Source organism: Pseudoalteromonas sp. QJM3NY_22, from assembly GCF_056173065.1.
The window spans coordinates 346378-364588 of sequence record NZ_CM149655.1 but is presented as its reverse complement, the minus strand read 5'-3'; the positions used below and the strand labels follow the sequence as shown (position 1 = coordinate 364588).

Sequence of the window (18211 nt, the reverse complement as noted above, 5' to 3'; positions counted from 1 at the left end):
ATTCCTTCGCTCTCTTTTTATATTAGTACCGCGCTAGGGCCTTTAAGTCAACACCAAAGTTAATCTAACAAAAAGACTAAAATGCAATTTATCAGGTTTTAAAATTCACTATATAAGTTAGTAGTGGTTTTTTTATGCTCTAATTTTAATATCAGAAATTCACTATTCTTATATCCCTTATTTAAGGTTTGATTAATTTTTGAGAATATTTTTATAAATAAAATTATTCATCACCTTCAGGTAATGCGTAGGTTCTCTTAAGCGACTCTTAAGTGTTGTGGCATAGCATGGCGTTGTTATTTTAAACGAGCCTAAATATGAACGTAACAAGCCAAACACCAGCACAAAAAAAGCCAAATCGTAGTAAGCGGTTTTACATTCACTGTAGTGCAAATGCCTTTGTAGTGATGATTGCCTGTTATTACTGTTTAGTTATAAACATTCCTTTTATTCAAGGTTCGTTTAGCGCCATCACCTCTCTTGCATCTTTTTCATGGCTATTTTTACTTTCAGTCCCGCTACTTTTGTTATGCCTTTTAATAATTTTCTTTTCAATAGTGTCGGTTCGGTGGTTATTAAAACCAATTAACTACCTTTTACTGATAATTTCGAGTGCCGTACTTTACGGCTCATTAAATTACGGCGTCGTGTTTGACTATTCAATGATTCAAAACACGTTCGAAACTGATTCAAGCGAAGCGCTGAGCTATTTAAATCCGCAGCTCATAGGCTTTCTACTGCTGTTTTGTGCGCTACCTGTTTTTATATTAAGCAAAGTAAAAATACACTTTACCCGCCCCCACCAAGAAGCGATTAGTCGTATAAAACTTATTGTAGCGTGCTGCTCACTAATTGCTTTAGTGGTCGTAAACTTTTACGCCGACTACGCAGCCACTGGCCGCAATAACCGCATTTTGAAAAAAGAACTCATCCCATTTCAGTATCTCTCTAGCGGTTATAAATATATGCGCGATCAGCTGCTGTATACCAATATGGAATTTAAAAATATAGATGCAACACCCACTCTTATTGCGCCTAACACCACCAGCGTAACAGTTATGGTTGTTGGTGAAACCGCACGAGCAGAAAACTTTGCTTATCAAGGTTATAAGCGCAACACCACCCCTTATACACAAAAGCATAATGTAACGTATTTTAATAATGTGGCGTCTTGTGGCACCGCTACGACTGTGTCTGTGCCGTGTATGTTTTCACTGCAAACACAAAATAACTTTGATCGATTAGCAGCCGACAACCAACAAAACCTGGTTGACTTAGCACAACAAGCTGGCAGCGACGTACTGTGGGTTGATAACAACAGTGGCTGTAAAAACGTATGCACCCGTGTTGTTAATATTGATATCCCAACCACCCCATCAGCGCTTTGCGATGGGAAATATTGTTTTGATGAAGCACTCCTTGCTCCACTTAAACGCAAACTCGCTAATTTAAGCCAAGCTAACACCGTTATTGTCCTACATATGATGGGCTCACACGGGCCAACCTACTTTAAACGCTACCCAGAAAAATTTAAGCAATTTACGCCCACGTGCGACAGAAGCGACATTCAAAACTGCTCACTCGATGAATTAGTTAATACCTACGACAACACAATTGCGTACAGCGACTTTGTTAACGCCCAGGTAATTGAGCAATTAAAAGCACTGCCAAACAACATAGATAAACAGTTTTTATATGTCTCCGATCATGGCGAATCACTTGGCGAAGGTGGGGCTTATTTACATGGTTTTCCGTATAGCTTTGCACCTAGCACACAAACGCATGTTCCTCTTTATATGTGGGCTGATGAGCATAATCAGCGCATTACCAATACCTGCTTGGCTAATTTAGACACCACTGCTGCACGCTCACACAACAATATTTTTCACACCCTTTTAAATTTAATTGGCATTAAAAGCAAAACGTATCAGGCATCACTTGATTTACTTGCTAGCTGCCAAACAACACCAAGCGAAATAAAACTATGAGTAATAAAACCGTTATAAAACGCCAAGGCTTAATGCGCCTTATTTTTACCTTAAGCCATTCTTTTAACGGCTTAAAATGGATGAGTCGATTTGAAGCGGCGTTCCAACAAGAGCTAGCACTGTTTTCGTTACTCGGTGTGTTTGTGTGGCTACAAGAAATTGCACTAAAGGATAAATTACTGCTTATAGCCAGCCTGCTTTTTGTATTGTTTGCTGAGCTGGTAAATACAGCAGTTGAGGTTGTAGTTGATAGAATTGGCAGTGAATACCATGAGCTTTCGGGGCTAGCTAAAGATATTGCCTCTGCAAGCGTGTTTATAGCTATGCTAATTGCCGCTCTTATTTGGTGGGCTGTGTTATGGGCATAAAGCTAACTTTTATACCTAAAATACAAAATGCACTTGGCCCTGTATGGATTTTTGTTGTATTTACTGTTTTGGCACTTAGCTTTTTAACACTTGCTCGCTTTGGATTAAGTGTATGGCAAGGGGAGCGTGTATTTGGATCGCATGCGTGGTTGTCTATATTTATAGGTGGGTTAAGAGTTGATATAGCAACTCTAAGCTACATTATTATGCCCGCATTACTACTTACTTTAATGATGCAAAGCGTAGGTTGGCAAAATAAAGTACGCGGCCTCATTAAAATTTATTTAGTGACGATGTCTGCTTTACTTGTTTTTTTTGAAGTGATTACGCCTACGTTTATAAACGAGTACGATTTACGCCCAAACCGCTTATTTATAGAATATTTAATTTACCCTAAAGAAGTCTCAAAAATGATTTTTTCAGGCTATAAGTTAGAAGTATTTATTGCTGTTATAGCACTTGTTTTAAGCTGTAAATTTGCAAGTAAAGTATTTAGCAATCAATGGCAAAGCAAGTCATCACTAACAGGCTTAAACCAATCAATTTTAGCGCTCGTTTTAGTATGCTTAACTATTTTGGGCGCGCGTAATTCATTAGGGCACAGACCACTTAACCCCGCCATGGTCTCGTTTTCTACTGATCACTTACTTAACGACTTAACCCTTAACTCACTTTATAGCGTCGCGTTTGCAGTTAAGCAACTTTCTAATGAGCAATCAAGCCAAGACTATTACGGTAAAATGCCCACCGATGAATTACTTAGTATTGTGCGTAGTAACATGCAAAATACGCAAGGCACATTTAGTGACGTAACCGCCCCTACAAAAACGTTTCATGGCGCAAGTAATACAGGTAAACCCAAAAATTTAGTCATTATTTTACAAGAAAGTTTAGGTGCTCGTTATGTAGGCACGCTTGGCGGTTTACCACTTACACCTAATATAGACGCCCTTTATAAACAAGGCTGGGGATTTGATAATTTATACGCCACGGGTACACGTTCAGTGCGTGGAATTGAGGCGGTAATTACAGGGTTTACACCAACGCCTTCGCGTGCGGTTGTTAAGCTTGATAAATCACAACGCGACTTTTTTACCATTGCTGATTTTTTAGCGAAGCAAAATTACAACACGCAGTTCATTTATGGTGGCGAAAGCCATTTTGATAACATGCGCAGCTTCTTTTTAGGCAACGGTTTTAAAAGTATCGTAGATACAAATAACTTTAAAAAAATAGACTTTAATGGCTCGTGGGGCGCATCAGACGAAGACTTGTACGACCAAGCCAATATAGAACTTACTAAGCTTAAAAATCAAAACAAACCCTTTTTTAGCCTTATATTTTCAAGCTCTAATCATAGCCCGTATGACTTTCCTGACGATAAAATAACGCTGTACGATAAACAAAAACAAACTCGTAATAATGCTGCCAAGTATGCCGATTACGCACTAGGCACCTTTATCGAAAAAGCTAAAAAATCGAGCTACTGGGACGATACCGTGTTTATAGTTATTGCCGATCACGACTCACGCGTATCTGGGGCAAGTTTAGTACCGGTTGATCACTTTAAAATTCCGGCCGTTATTTTTGGTAAAGGTATTACTCATAAACGAGATAGCCAACTAGCCAGCCAGATCGATATTCCTGTGACTCTACTGTCTTTAATTGGCGCAAGTGGTAAGCACCCTATGATAGGCCATGATTTATCAAAGCCAATTAGCGACAACAAACAACGCGCAATGATGCAATACGACAAAAACTTTGCCTACATGCACGATAATAAAGTGGTGGTGTTACAACCACAAAAACCAGCAACCACCTATACGTATAGCAATAACCAGCTTGTGCCATGTGAAAACGATGAGCAATTAGTTAAAAAAGCCCTAGCCCACGCGAACTTAGGTAATTTAGCCTACACAAATGGTTGGTATCATTAACCAAGTGACTTGATAATAAAGCCTTGTTAAAGTAACAAGGCTATTTTTATAAACCGAGTAAACATGAAAATCCTCGTTATTGAAGACTCTGAAGCACTAAGACGCAGCTTGCAAGTTGGCCTTAGCAACCTTGGTTTTACCGTAGATGAAACAGGTGATGGCTCAGAAGGGTTGAGTATGGCACTGAGTGGAAACTACGACCTCCTCGTACTTGATTTAATGCTACCGAGCGTTGATGGCATGAGTATTTTACAAGCACTGCGCAGCAGCAATAGCCAAAGCCGTGTGCTAATTTTATCGGCACGAAGTGAGCCTCAAGATAAAATTAGCGGCCTTATGAAAGGCGCTGACGATTATTTAACTAAGCCATTTTCGTTTGAAGAACTCCATGCTCGCGTCCTTGCATTACTTCGTCGCGGTTCACTGCAAAACCAACAAAATACCCTTACCGTAGGTGATTGCGTATTAGATCTGTCACTTAAAACTCTTCATTACAAGCAACATGCCATTGAGCTCACGCGTAATGAATACAAAATAATAGAATGCTTATTTAACGCTCCAGAGCGAGTATTAGGGCTCGAGCTTATAAGTGAAGCCGTGGTAGGTCAGTTTGATATGCTCTCTAAAAATGCGCTTGAAGCACACATCTCAACCATACGTAAAAAAGTAAGACAGTTTGATGGCGAGCTCCCGATAAAAAACAAACGTGGATTTGGTTATGTCGCAACAACAAAATAAAAGTCACTCAATAAAACGTAAACTCGTTAATAATATTAGCGCTGTGATCTCGGTTATTTTATTCACCATATTTTTAACCGTTGATTTAAGTGTTGATACTTGGGTGGAAGATCAGTTCAATCAGTCTTTAACTAACAAAGCTAACTACTTAAAAACCTTAGTTGAAGATGACAACAACGTGGTTGAATTTGATTTTGCTGGTGAGTTTATGTCGGAGTATGAAGCAGCCGATGCCACGGAGTTTTACCAGTTATGGCATGGCCGTGATGTGTTTGAGCGCTCGGACTCATTAGCGCTTTATGAAAATGCTAACCTGCCTTTTTTAGAAATGCCGATAAACGAATCTAAAATTATAGATTACGAGCTTCCTAACGGGCGTGATGGCCGCGCACTTATAAGTCACTTTGTAGCCCAAAAAGATGATAGAAATCCCACTCACTCTGCTGTTTTTAATACCATGACGCTTGCAATCGCAGCGCCCACCTCCGAACTTAATAAAGTACTGATTATTATTGATGTAGTCTTTATTTTAACCTGTGTGCTTGGTGTGTTTGGTGTGCGCTATTTAGTGACACGTATTGTAAATAAAGGCCTGCACCCTCTACACAATTTAAACGACCAAATTAAGTTACTCGATATTACCGGTGTTGCGCAAACAATAGAAAGCGACTTTAAAGTAGAAGAAATAGAACCTATACGTAACGAGCTAAATAAGTTTATTACCGTTAATCAGCAACTCTATAGTAATGAAAAACGCCTAACAAGCGACATTGCACACGAGCTTAAAACCCCAATAGCTGAACTCATAAGCCTCTCAGAGGTGGCTATTCGCTACCCTGACGATAAACGCATTAGCGACACCTATACCAGTGATGTACTTAATATTTCACAGCGTATGAAAACGATTGTTAGCAACCTCTTATTATTGCAGCGCTCAAGTAGCAGTACAATGCAATTGGATGCACAAAATATCATTCTAAATAACTTAGTAAATCAAATTATTGATGAGCTGACCTTTAAGCATCCAAGTATTAAAACGCGTTTAAATAACGAAATAAGTGACGAGATTACACTTAATGTTGACGAATTTAGTTTAAATACCATTTTATGTAACTTAATCGATAACGGACTATTTTATGGACTCCCTGAGGCGCCAATTAAATTAACTGCCGTAAATAACAGCACAAACATGAGCATCTCTGTTAGTAACAAAGTAAATAAACCACTAAGTAGTGAACAGCTCACTGCTATTTTTGACCCGCTCTATCAGCTAGATTCATCTAGAACTAATAACCAGCGCCATGGTTTAGGATTATCAATTGTACAGAGCTTATGTAACTTAAATGGCTTTACTATTACGGCCAGTAATACCGAAAACAATACGCTAACGTTTATATTAACGTTACCTCTGAAGTAAATTTAGGTTAGTATTTACACTACTAACCTTCGAGATTTTAAGGACAAACCATGAATGCTCTTACCCGTGTTAGCCACTTTTTTATTGTGGCATTACTTATAACATTTAGCTTTAACAGTTATGCAGCTCCTGCCTTATATAAAATAGAAAAAAATGGCGTCAGCTCTTACCTATTTGGCACTGTACACGTTGGTGATACCAGCATGAAAGGCTTACCTAAAAATGTAACCGATGCAATTAGTGCAAGCAAAGAAGTGGTTGTTGAAGTTGATATAAGCAAACTTACTCCACTTGAAATGCAGCAGCGTTCAATGCCATTTATGATGCTAAGTGACGGTAAAACATTACAAACTGAGCTTTCAAAGCAAAATTATACCAAGCTAAAAGATTACTTTGCTAAAAAGTCGATTGATATTGCTATGTTTAATGGCTTAAAGCCTTGGGCTGTTATGGTGACTATGATGCAAATTGAATTTCAAAATGCAGGATATTCAGATAAAACCGGCATAGACAAGCAAGTACTTGCTTACGCTAAAGAACATAAAATAAAAATTGGTGAGCTTGAAACTCTAGAGCAACAACTACAAATGTTTGATGGTATGGCGCTATTAAGCAATGAAATGATTGAAGAAACCTTTGAGCAACTAGCCGATATTAATACTTACTTTATCAAGTTAGTTAATGCATGGAAAAGCGGTGACATGGACACACTAACCGATTACTACAACATGAGTTTTGATGACAGTAATTACGGTGAAATTAGCGAGCAAGTAATGCTAACTAACCGCAATAATAATTGGGTTAAACAACTCACACCGCGTTTAGCAAACGAGCAGCTATTTATTGCTGTAGGCGCTCTGCATTTACCTGAAAAACACGGGTTACTTAAACAGCTTCGAGATAAAGGCTTTAGCGTTACTCGTCTTTAAAATAAAAATGGGTTGAGTGAATTCTCGCTCAACCTTTCTGTGAGCTTTTAATGAAAGTCTTCCATTTTTAAGTAATTCTCTATTCCTTTAATTTTGTCTGCCGCATGATGATTTACATAAATCACAGTACTTGTATTGGCAGCACAAATTTTCTCTATTAGTAGCAGTACACGCTGCCTGTTTGCCTCATCTAAGCCTAAGCAAGGTTCATCTAAAATAAGTAACGTTGGATGCTTTACCATAGCTCGCACAATTAAAAGCATACGTTGATCGCCGTACGAAAGCTGGGTGAATGAGGTGTTTTGCTTGTCACTTAAACCAATAAATGCCAGCCACTGCTTAGCAATATTAATTTGTGCGTCGCTCGGCTTTTGAAATAAACCTATGCTGTCGTAAAATCCTGAAATAACAGTATTTAAAGCCGATATACTTACGCGGTAATCCATATGTAGCGCGTTAGATATAAAACCAATATGCTGTTTTATATCCCAAATACTCTCCCCGGTTCCGCGTTTAAAACCGAACACTTCAATGTCATTGTTATAACACTGTGGGTTATCACCTGTTATTAAATTTAATAGGCATGTTTTACCTGAACCGTTCGCTCCAGTAAGCTGCCAATGCTGATGCTTTTTTATAGTCCAATTGAGATTTTTGAATATGCTTACGTCACTATAACTAACTTTAGCATTACTCAATTTAACTAAGGTATTACCAGTGAATGTCTTTTGCTCTTGCTCGGTATCAGGAGATGGCACATCCAATAAGGTATGTTCTAAATGAAGTAGTTTTAGTAAATCACTCAATTGCTCCTTGTCTGGCTTTGCCAAAGTATGTAACAAGCAACCTTGGTTTACATAGCCATAATGAGTAATGAATGAAGGGATTTCGTCTAGGCGGTTTAGTACAAAAACAAAAGTAATTGTTTGGCTAAGCTCTATGAGTATTTTATTAAGTTGCTGGCACGATTGTACGTCGAGCCCATCAAAAGGCTCGTCAAGCACGACTAACTTACTATGGGAGCTGAGTGCTTTTATAAGTAGGAGTTTACGAGTTTCACCCGTTGAAAGGTCTCTAAAATGCCTATTTAGTAATGAGCTAAATTTAAATAATTCTATTAGCTGCGCTAATAATTCATCATTATTACTATGCCCTGTAAAAATAAGGTCTTTAACGAGGGTGTGCTTTTCATGCTCTAATTCTTGAGCTAGTAACTGTTTATGTGAATCTGAAGACACGAGCATAAGCTTATTAATACTACTTATACGCTTACCACTTTCGCACTTAGCCTCACCGATTAACGCAGCTGTCAGAGCAGATTTACCAGCTCCATTAGCACCTAAAAGTAACCAATGTTCTCCTAGGTTTACTTGCCAATCTAGGTTGCATATATCGTAACGGCTTTTACCTTGCCCTTGTAAGTAACCATTAAATTGCTCAAGCGTAATTGACTGCACTAACTTTTCCTAATAAACCTTAAAACAGCAAGTTAACGTATATTAAAAGTGCTTAGCAAGCTTGTTATCTGCAAAATTAATTTATTTCACTAACAACGCTAATACTATTTAATGCGTCTTTAATTGCTTGCTGGCTTATTGGCTTATGAATATGGAGGTTAGCTCCGTATTCATAAACTCGCTCTATATCATTTTGTGAGGTATTTGCTGTTATAACAATAATTGGCATTACTTTATTAAGATCGGAACGTATTTTTTTAATCGCCTCAAACCCATCCATTACTGGCATGTTTAGGTCCATAAAAACAATATCGTACTGATTTTCACTCACCATATCACACGCGACTTTACCATTTTCTGCGCAATCATAGCTTAAACCTAAAAAGCTAAGTATGCGGGTTAATAACATAATGTTTAATGGGTTATCTTCAACGATTAAACACGTTAGCTTGTCGTTTACTTTAAGAGGTGTTGGGAGGGCTTTACTTATTGTCACTGGTAAATACAAAGACACCAAAGCACCATGAGTTTTATTATTTGTAAAAGTAATTTCACCATGCAGTGCTTTTACAACGTATTGAACCCGGGTTAGGCCTGTTCTTAACCCTTGAAAGTGATTGGTTTGTTTAAATGAGTCAAATTCAAGACTGGTAATCTTCTTCGAAAAGCCACTGCCAGTGTCACTCACTGTTAAATGAAATTCATCATTTAAAAGCTTAGCTGAAACAGTAATTTCACCTTTTTGTGTAAACTTAATTGCATTACTAATTAATTCTGTAAGTGTGTGCTGCAAACGTTGATGATCCAATTTACATACACAATTTAACGATTCATCTAAAGAGCTAACTAGTTTTAGGCCTTTTTTCTTACACGCATGCTTGTAAGCTATTATTACTTTATTACACGACTCTAGAAGGTTTTCATCATTTAAATGCGGTACCCATTTACCTGCACTTAAAGCCTGCAAGTCTTGTAATTCATCTAATATGGCTATTAACCTAAGCGCGCAATAGTTAGCTTGGGTTTTAACGCTTTGCTGTTTATCAGAAACGTCTAGCTCCTCAATAGACATAATAAGTCCCTGCAAAGGTGTTCTAAATTCGTGACTAGCTCTGGCAATAAAATGTTCTTTATTTTGACTTGTTTGATAAACAAAATCTTTTTGTTTTTGTAGCTCTAAAAGCGTGTCTGAAACCTCTTTTTCCATTGGTATAAAAACAAATCTTAACTCAATAAGTAATAATGTCATTGCCAATAACCAGCATAGTATCTCTAGGTTGGCGACCCAATTTACTTTTTTAACAGCTTGAGATTCAAATAAGCTCACTGCCTTATCAAGCCTTGATAATAACGTTTCAACATGCTTTATAGAAAATACTGAGTGGTTTATCTCTCCTTGCTGATACAAAAGCCGCTCTGTTTGTTCTATATAGTCAAATACCGCTTTATCTAACCCAATCGTTTCACCAAAATATAAGTCTACTAACGCTGGATTTAAGTAAATGTATTCGTCATCAGAGTTTTTAGTTAATAATATTTGATGGGACTTTTTAAATGTATTAAGGGACTTCTCGAGTGACTCAGTATGAGCGGGCGAGTAATTACTGATGTTAAGCATAGCATTACTGTGCCAAGCAATTTTCTGTGAGAGCATACGCTGGCTACCAGCGATGTTAATAATTTTTGCATCAAACTTTTGAACAGAAAAACTATGCTGCATTAATAAAGCAGAGCCACTTATTAATAGCGCTATTGCAATTAGTGCCCATCGGTAACGTGTTCTCACGCTTTTAATAATATTGAACATGTATAAACCAATTTTTTTATATAAGTGTAGACTAATTTTTTAAAACGAAGAATCAGTCAAAATAATTAAGCGAATTATTAATACCCAATAAAAAAGCCCAGCATCAAGCTGGGCCATAGTAGTAAAATTATATTAGCGATTCTCTAATCGATTATAATCGAACATTCCATATTCTATCCCACGATACTTTTTAGCCGTGTCGTGCAAAATATCACTGTATTGCCAAAATTGTGGATGAGTCCGTCGGATACCAAACTTAGATTTTAGTGTTCTATAATCAGCTTCTATTTGCATCATAGGCAATTGCTCGACAAAAGCATTTACTTGCTGATCGTTATTTAAATACCAAATAGCTGCTGGATAATCACCTATAAAGCCAGGAACAATCGTTGCGGTATCTTCATCATAAGCACGCTGCCCATCTTCGTTTAATAAACTAGATATATTGTAGTGCGCATTATGATGGATAATCGTGTACGCCTTATGGCTACCATCAGTTTGCTTAACTAATACAAAAGATAATTGCGGTAATAAGTTAACAGCTTTTGCTGGCATAGAATTAATTACACTTAGATCTTTAGGAACTTGAGTATAATCATATTGCTCATTTAACACAGGTGCTAATGCTTCTTTCATTAACTCATAAAGCTCGTGTTGAGGATCATCCGTTTTATACTCAATACCACTAGGTTGACTAAATTCGCGATTATTTTTAAAAAACTTAGCTAAGCTTGGCGGCGATTTTCGGTACCAGTATTTTTTAATTTGATTGCGTTTATTTTCAGGTAATAAAGCTAAAAAGTTTTGCTCTCCCTCTAAACGTAAAAAGTCCATATACAAACGCGTCACTAATTGATGGCCTATATTACCGTACACATCAAAACCAGCGACCAGTAAGTAATGAATACGCTCAAACAAAGCATAATCAAGTACCCACGTTGTTTTTGGCTCTTGTCCAATAAAACCTTTTACAACAGTCGCACTGTCAAAATGACGAAAAATAGTCAGTGCCGCATTTTTATTATGCCCGTCGCCTTTCCACAATAAATCAGTTGTTAGATGTTCCCCCCCCTTAAACAGATCATTAGCCAGATCGACTTTAGCTTGTAAATATTTTTGCTCTAGTGCTGAATATTTTACCCAGTTAGAAATGGGTAATGCGTTACTTTCCTCAGCAGCTGGTAGCTCTAATGCTTCTTCGTGGCGCATCAGCATTTGACCAACAGCTGGCGTGGCCACTTTAGCTGGATCAGCAAATGCAACCCAAAAGTGGTCATTAATTACATTCAAGGCAATTTGACCACGACACACAGGTCCTTTAATAAACCCCATGATGATCAGCTCTGCTTCATCAAGCATAAATTGATATTTAGAATTAATAGGGATTACTTCAAATGTTTTAAATGGATTAGATGCAGACTCAGCCTTATAACTTGGCATTTGCGCAACGGTATAATCTGGCGCAATAAACTGCTCATATAAACGCAGTAATTTAGCTTCATTAAGCTCAAGAGGTAAATGTGTTTTAGAAAGTATGGTTGTACGCTCTTGCATAAAACGATAATAAACACGGCTAACTTTAGGGTCATCGTATGGGCGGCGCGTGTTAATTAACTTTATTTCCTCACCAGGAGGCGTACTTGAGCGAACTAGTTTGAAAAAGCTTTGTGGGTTTTCTGAAGTAAAATAAATATGTGCTAAAAACCAATGCTCATAAATATACCGTGCTGATAACTGATACTTTAAGCTATCTTGGTTTAAAAATGCTTCCCAACCCTTTATTTTATTTTGCTCGAATTTACTTGGCGGCGCAATATGCGACATTTTACCACCCGTTTTGAGCCATTGCTGTAAATGATTGAATTCATCCCGTGATACACCAGGCAAACCATAAGGCATGCCGCCATGAGGCTGCTCATCTGCTAATCGGTCAAACTCTCCCATGGTTGCGCAGGTTTGAGCGCGATTTAAAGAAAAGTCGAATTCATCATCTAGTACCTCATTTGTTGGTAGTTCATGGCTTTGCTTTAACACCAAGCTATTAAATAAAACACTTCCGGCTAAATTAGCTTCTTCAGTTTGCGCACGTTCATTAAGTACTGGGGTAAAGTTTTTTTCTCGCCATTGCTGAGTATTAGTTGCATCAAATAATAAGCGACTTGGAGTCGTTGCTAATAATCGAGTTCCATCATAAACCAGTTCTTTACTCAGCCCTCGGTCAATACCTTCTGGAGATGAAAGCTTAAGCTGGCAAGGTGCGTCATAACAACCATGGCAAACGACGCAGCGGGTATCGAGTACTGGTTTTACGTTTTGTAAAAAATCAGCGCCAGCTAAGGTAGAGTGCGGAACAATACGCTCTTGCGCTTGCTCAGGCCCAAATAAATCATCGTAATGTGCATTACCTAAGTAAGCACAACCACTGAGAATAATTAGTACGAATATGCTTATTATTATTTTTTTCATTCGTCCTCGTCACCTAAATCGAAGGTGGGCATCATATCCATTTGAGGAGAAACGAATGTCTTTTGACCTTCAGTATTCAAAACAATACTTAAAAGAGGCCCATGCGTTAATGTTATTTGCGCATCATGTTCTTGGCTCAATATGTTTAAATACAAAGGGGCAGTAATAAGTAATTCATAACTATCAATGGTAATAGCTACACTGCTATCTTCACTTGGATTTTGGCAAATTTGAGCAAGTAACTCATCATCAAGTCCAATTGATATTTCAAAATCAGGCTGCTCTAAATCTCTATCACTTAATGATTCATCTAATAGAAATAAAGGGAGGGTTAAATTGCTATCTTGTTCAAATTCCATTGCGTTCTCTGCACTTTCTGACGATTTAATTGGCGAGTATTATAACAAACTAGCGAGTAAATTAACGCTAAAGCTAATGTGACTATTTAAACGTCATCCATAACAGATTCGATCACAGAAAATACAGCACCTTGAGGGTCGCATATAACACTAAAGCGACCAACATCGGGGATGTCTGTTGCAGGAACACATACTTGCCCGCCTAAGTTAGCTGCTTTACTAACAATTACATCGCAACTCTCTACTGCAAAATAAATCATCCAATGAGCAGCGGTATCATCAGGCCATTCACTTGTCATTTCAAGCATACCGCAATTGGTTGTCCATCGACTAAAAATAAAATGTAGTCCATCCCTTCCATAGGCTTTATCTCGCTTTCCCAGCCTAGTAAAGCACAGTAAAAGTCTCGACTTACTTTACTATCTCTTGTTGCTAACTCATGCCAATAAGGCGTATTTAATTCACCTAAGCGCTTACAACCTTTATGCTCATTCCCCTGCCATAGTGCAACAGTTGCGCCTACTGGATCTTTTAGCATAAGCATGCGACCTGCATTCATAACATCATGAGGACCGGCAATAATTTCAGCACCTAGCTCTTTCGCTTTTAGCGCACAATCATCAACATTATCGACGGCAATGTAAGCCAACCAATGACTTGGGATACTACCTGCACTAATTTGCTCTTTAGGCATTTCGTATATTGCAGCGATATCATCACCTTGCTTTTGTAGCATGGTGTAGTATATGTTCTCTCCAATAGGTTGATCGTCATACCCCCTATCAAATAATGATGTATAAAACGCCTTACCGTCTTTCCAATTGTGCGTACAAAGCTCTGATCAACAAAAAATACCATGCGGATGATTTTCAACTTCACTCATTATTAAGCCCTTATTATTCTAATTTCACCTAAACAAGTTCTGTCACATTTTTATAAACGACATAATTAAGCAGATCATAAATTAAGATTAGAGCAACAACTAAGCAGAGTCGATAAAATTAAGACACAACTCTAAAGTTAAAGTAATGAATTTAAAAAAGAGATATTGAGGGCTTTGTTGTGATTCTAGCGTCGGGAGTCGCTACGCTCGCCCGACCTACGTGATGGGTGTTGGTGTGAGCGAGTGTTAATTACGCGCATTTCACTTTTCTGAAGACGTAAAAAAGCCCGACTATTTCTAGTCGGGCTCTCTACAATTTGGAACCTGGTGATGTCGTAGTGCCCACAGCGGTGGAGAATCACATAGCCAATGCTACACTATCTTTGTGTCGGGAGTCGCTGCGCTCGCCCGACCTACGTGATGGTGTTGATGTGAGTGTATATTAATTACGCACATTTCACTTTTCTGCAGACGTAAAAAAGCCCGAATCGTTAGATTCGGGCTCTCTACAATTTGAAGCCTGGTAATGTCCTACTTTCACATAGCAAATGCTACACTATCATCGGCGCTGTTTCGTTTCACTACTGAGTTCGGCATGGAGTCAGGTGGGTCCAAAACGCTATTGTCACCAAGCAAATTTGGGCGTTAATACGTATTTCTGCGCACTAACTTAATTTGGAAAATATCTGATAATATTTTTTAAGTCTTTCTAAGTAATATCTACTTTAGTTATATTAACTTCTTCGCTTGCTTCACTATCACATAAAACGCGTTTGGCGTTGTATGGTTAAGCCTCACGGGTAATTAGTACAAGTTAGCTTAATGGCTCACACCACTTCCACATCTTGCCTATCAACGTTGTAGTCTTCAACGGCCCTTCAGAGACTTTAAAAGTCTAGTGAGAACTCATCTCGAGGCCTGCTTCGCGCTTAGATGCTTTCAGCGCTTATCAGTTCCGAACGTAGCTACCGGGCAATGCCATTGGCATGACAACCCGAACACCAGCGGTTCGTTCACTCCGGTCCTCTCGTACTAGGAGCAACCCCTCTCAATTCTCAAACGCCCACGGCAGATAGGGACCGAACTGTCTCACGACGTTCTAAACCCAGCTCGCGTACCACTTTAAATGGCGAACAGCCATACCCTTGGGACCGACTTCAGCCCCAGGATGTGATGAGCCGACATCGAGGTGCCAAACACCGCCGTCGATATGAACTCTTGGGCGGTATCAGCCTGTTATCCCCGGAGTACCTTTTATCCGTTGAGCGATGGCCCTTCCATTCAGAACCACCGGATCACTATGACCTACTTTCGTACCTGCTCGACGTGTCTGTCTCGCAGTTAAGCTGGCTTCTACCATTACACTAACCGTACGATGTCCGACCGTACTTAGCCAACCTTCGTGCTCCTCCGTTACTCTTTAGGAGGAGACCGCCCCAGTCAAACTACCCACCAGGCACTGTCCGTAACCCCGATTCAGGGGCCAACGTTAGAACATCAAAACTACAAGGGTGGTATTTCAAGGTTGACTCCACAACAACTAGCGTCGCTGCTTCAAAGTCTCCCACCTATCCTACACATGTAGGTTCAATGTTCAGTGCCAAGCTGTAGTAAAGGTTCACGGGGTCTTTCCGTCTAGCCGCGGGTACACAGCATCTTCACTGCGATTTCAATTTCACTGAGTCTCGGGTGGAGACAGCGTGGCCATGGTTACACCATTCGTGCAGGTCGGAACTTACCCGACAAGGAATTTCGCTACCTTAGGACCGTTATAGTTACGGCCGCCGTTTACCGGGGCTTCGATCAAGAGCTTCTCCCTAAGGATAACCCCATCAATTAACCTTCCGGCACCGGGCAGGTGTCACACCGTATACGTCATCTTGCGATTTTGCACAGTGCTGTGTTTTTAATAAACAGTCCCAGCCACCTGGTCACTGCGGCTCCCGTCCGCTTAGAGAGCAAGTCTCATCACAGATAGGAGCGTACCTTCTCCCGAAGTTACGGTACGATTTTGCCTAGTTCCTTCACCCGAGTTCTCTCAAGCGCCTTAGTATTCTCTACCTGACCACCTGTGTCGGTTTGGGGTACGATTCCATATAATCTGAAGCTTAGAGGCTTTTCCTGGAAGTATGGCATCAGCAACTTCATCACCGTAGTGACTCGTCTCGTGTCTCAGGTTTAGTGTTCGTCCGGATTTACCTAAACAAACGCCCTACTCACTTTCACATAGACTACCAACGCTATGCTTGCTTAGCCTGCTCCGTCCCCCCATCGCAATTATATCGAGTACAGAAATATTAATCTGTTTCCCATCGACTACGCCTTTCGGCCTCGCCTTAGGGGTTGACTTACCCTACCCTGATTAACATGGGATAGGAACCCTTGGTCTTCCGGCGTGGGAGTTTTTCACTCCCATTATCGTTACTCATGTCAGCATTCGCACTTCTGATACGTCCAGCATACCTCCCGGTACACCTTCAACCGCTTACAGAACGCTCCCCTACCACTCAGAATAAATTCTGAATCCGCAGCTTCGGTGCATAGTTTAGCCCCGTTACATCTTCCGCGCAGACCGACTCGACCAGTGAGCTATTACGCTTTCTTTAAAGGATGGCTGCTTCTAAGCCAACCTCCTGGCTGTCTGGGCCTTTCCACATCGTTTCCCACTTAACTATGACTTTGGGACCTTAGCTGGCGGTCTGGGTTGTTTCCCTCTTCACGACGGACGTTAGCACCCGCCGTGTGTCTCCCGGATATTACTTTACGGTATTCGGAGTTTGCAAAGGGTTGGTAAGTCGGGATGACCCCCTAGCCTTAACAGTGCTCTACCCCCGTAAGTATTCGTCCGAGGCTCTACCTAAATAGATTTCGGGGAGAACCAGCTATCTCCCGGTTTGATTAGCCTTTCACTCCTAGCCACAGGTCATCCCCTAACTTTTCAACGTTAGTGGGTTCGGTCCTCCAGTTGATGTTACTCAACCTTCAACCTGCCCATGGCTAGATCACCGGGTTTCGGGTCTATACCTTGCAACTAGTCGCCCAGTTAAGACTCGGTTTCCCTACGGCTACCCTATTCGGTTAACCTCGCTACAAAATATAAGTCGCTGACCCATTATACAAAAGGTACGCAGTCACCCAACAAGTGGGCTCCTACTGCTTGTACGTACACGGTTTCAGGTTCTATTTCACTCCCCTCACAGGGGTTCTTTTCGCCTTTCCCTCACGGTACTGGTTCACTATCGGTCAGTTGGGAGTATTTAGCCTTAGATGATGGTCCACCTATATTCAGTCAAAGTTTCACGTGCTCCGACCTACTCGATTTCACTTAAAATGTCTTTTCATGTACGGGACTATCACCCTGTATCGTGGCGCTTTCCAGCAGCCTTCCATTAACACATAATGAGCTTAAGGGCTGTTCCGATTTCGCTCGCCGCTACTTTCGGAATCTCGGTTGATTTCTTTTCCTACGGGTACTTAGATGTTTCAGTTCTCCGCGTTCGCCTCGTTAACCTATGTATTCAGTTAACGATACCTGCAAGCAGGTGGGTTTCCCCATTCGGAAATCCTAGTCTCAAGCGCTTTTTACTAGCTTGACTAGGCTTATCGCAAGTTAATACGTCCTTCATCGCCTCCAACTGCCAAGGCATCCACCGTGTACGCTTAGTCACTTAACCATACAACCCAAACGGGTCTTTGTTTCGTGACAGTTTAACTTCGCCAGAAGTCAATATTGAATACTAAAGTAGATACCAATCAATCAACTCATAAGAGTTAACTAAATGGCACTCAATGGTACTGCTACCATTGTTTTTTACTTTTGAAAACTCTTGATAAATACAATGTATCTATCAGAATTTTATTA

The 18211-nt window shown here is 39.9% G+C and carries 10 protein-coding genes, 2 rRNA genes and 1 pseudogene; 6 read left to right on the top strand and 7 right to left on the bottom strand.

The genetic code is table 11. The annotated features are described in order from the left end of the window. Positions 1 to 317 precede the first annotated feature (317 nt). The 6 genes from AC0VZ4_RS01760 to AC0VZ4_RS01735 all read left to right on the top strand — a co-directional run bounded on the left by AC0VZ4_RS01760 (position 318) and on the right by AC0VZ4_RS01735 (position 7377). Entirely contained in the window at positions 318 to 1988 is a 1671-nt protein-coding gene (locus AC0VZ4_RS01760) for a phosphoethanolamine transferase (protein ID WP_475440733.1), read from the top strand. Continuing rightward, positions 1985 to 2356 carry a diacylglycerol kinase gene (locus AC0VZ4_RS01755; protein ID WP_007377290.1) on the top strand — a complete coding sequence of 124 codons (372 nt, stop codon included), beginning with the start codon at positions 1985 to 1987 and terminating at the stop codon, positions 2354 to 2356. Before AC0VZ4_RS01760 ends, AC0VZ4_RS01755 begins: the two co-directional genes overlap by 4 nt. Next, positions 2347 to 4293 carry an LTA synthase family protein gene (locus AC0VZ4_RS01750; RefSeq protein ID WP_475440732.1) on the top strand — a complete coding sequence of 649 codons (1947 nt, stop codon included), beginning with the start codon at positions 2347 to 2349 and terminating at the stop codon, positions 4291 to 4293. Before AC0VZ4_RS01755 ends, AC0VZ4_RS01750 begins: the two co-directional genes overlap by 10 nt. 63 nt (positions 4294 to 4356) lie before the next feature. Beyond that, on the top strand, positions 4357 to 5031 hold the full coding sequence (locus AC0VZ4_RS01745) for a response regulator transcription factor (RefSeq protein ID WP_024591423.1): 675 nt from the start codon (positions 4357 to 4359) through the stop codon (positions 5029 to 5031). Then, positions 5012 to 6448, top strand: a complete 1437-nt coding sequence (locus tag AC0VZ4_RS01740; protein WP_475440731.1) for a sensor histidine kinase — start codon at positions 5012 to 5014, stop codon at positions 6446 to 6448. The genes AC0VZ4_RS01745 and AC0VZ4_RS01740 overlap by 20 nt, the downstream gene beginning before the upstream one ends. A gap of 50 nt (positions 6449 to 6498) precedes the next feature. Beyond that, positions 6499 to 7377: a TraB/GumN family protein gene (locus AC0VZ4_RS01735; protein WP_033028813.1), complete on the top strand. Its 879-nt coding sequence runs from the start codon at positions 6499 to 6501 to the stop codon at positions 7375 to 7377. A gap of 47 nt (positions 7378 to 7424) precedes the next feature. Here the strand turns inward: AC0VZ4_RS01735 and AC0VZ4_RS01730 are convergent, their stop codons facing one another. The 7 genes and pseudogenes from AC0VZ4_RS01730 to AC0VZ4_RS01700 all read right to left on the bottom strand — a co-directional run bounded on the left by AC0VZ4_RS01730 (position 7425) and on the right by AC0VZ4_RS01700 (position 18023). Next, positions 7425 to 8834: an ATP-binding cassette domain-containing protein gene (locus tag AC0VZ4_RS01730; protein ID WP_475440730.1), complete on the bottom strand. Its 1410-nt coding sequence runs from the start codon at positions 8832 to 8834 to the stop codon at positions 7425 to 7427. Between the two features lie 76 nt (positions 8835 to 8910). Next, on the bottom strand, positions 8911 to 10641 hold the full coding sequence (locus tag AC0VZ4_RS01725) for a response regulator (RefSeq protein ID WP_475440729.1): 1731 nt from the start codon (positions 10639 to 10641) through the stop codon (positions 8911 to 8913). Between the two features lie 132 nt (positions 10642 to 10773). Further along, positions 10774 to 13107, bottom strand: a complete 2334-nt coding sequence (locus tag AC0VZ4_RS01720; RefSeq protein WP_475440728.1) for a fatty acid cis/trans isomerase — start codon at positions 13105 to 13107, stop codon at positions 10774 to 10776. Next, the gene (locus AC0VZ4_RS01715) at positions 13104 to 13466 is read right to left on the bottom strand and encodes a hypothetical protein (RefSeq protein ID WP_457934194.1); all 363 of its coding nucleotides are present in this window, start codon (positions 13464 to 13466) and stop codon (positions 13104 to 13106) included. The genes AC0VZ4_RS01720 and AC0VZ4_RS01715 overlap by 4 nt, the downstream gene beginning before the upstream one ends. Positions 13467 to 13552: 86 nt before the next feature. Further along, positions 13553 to 14349 (bottom strand): annotated as a pseudogene (locus tag AC0VZ4_RS01710) (VOC family protein). 518 nt (positions 14350 to 14867) lie between these two features. Next, positions 14868 to 14982 (bottom strand): 5S ribosomal RNA (gene rrf / locus AC0VZ4_RS01705). Positions 14983 to 15132: 150 nt separating this feature from the next. Beyond that, positions 15133 to 18023: ribosomal RNA gene (locus tag AC0VZ4_RS01700) — 23S ribosomal RNA — on the bottom strand. Positions 18024 to 18211 lie beyond the last annotated feature (188 nt).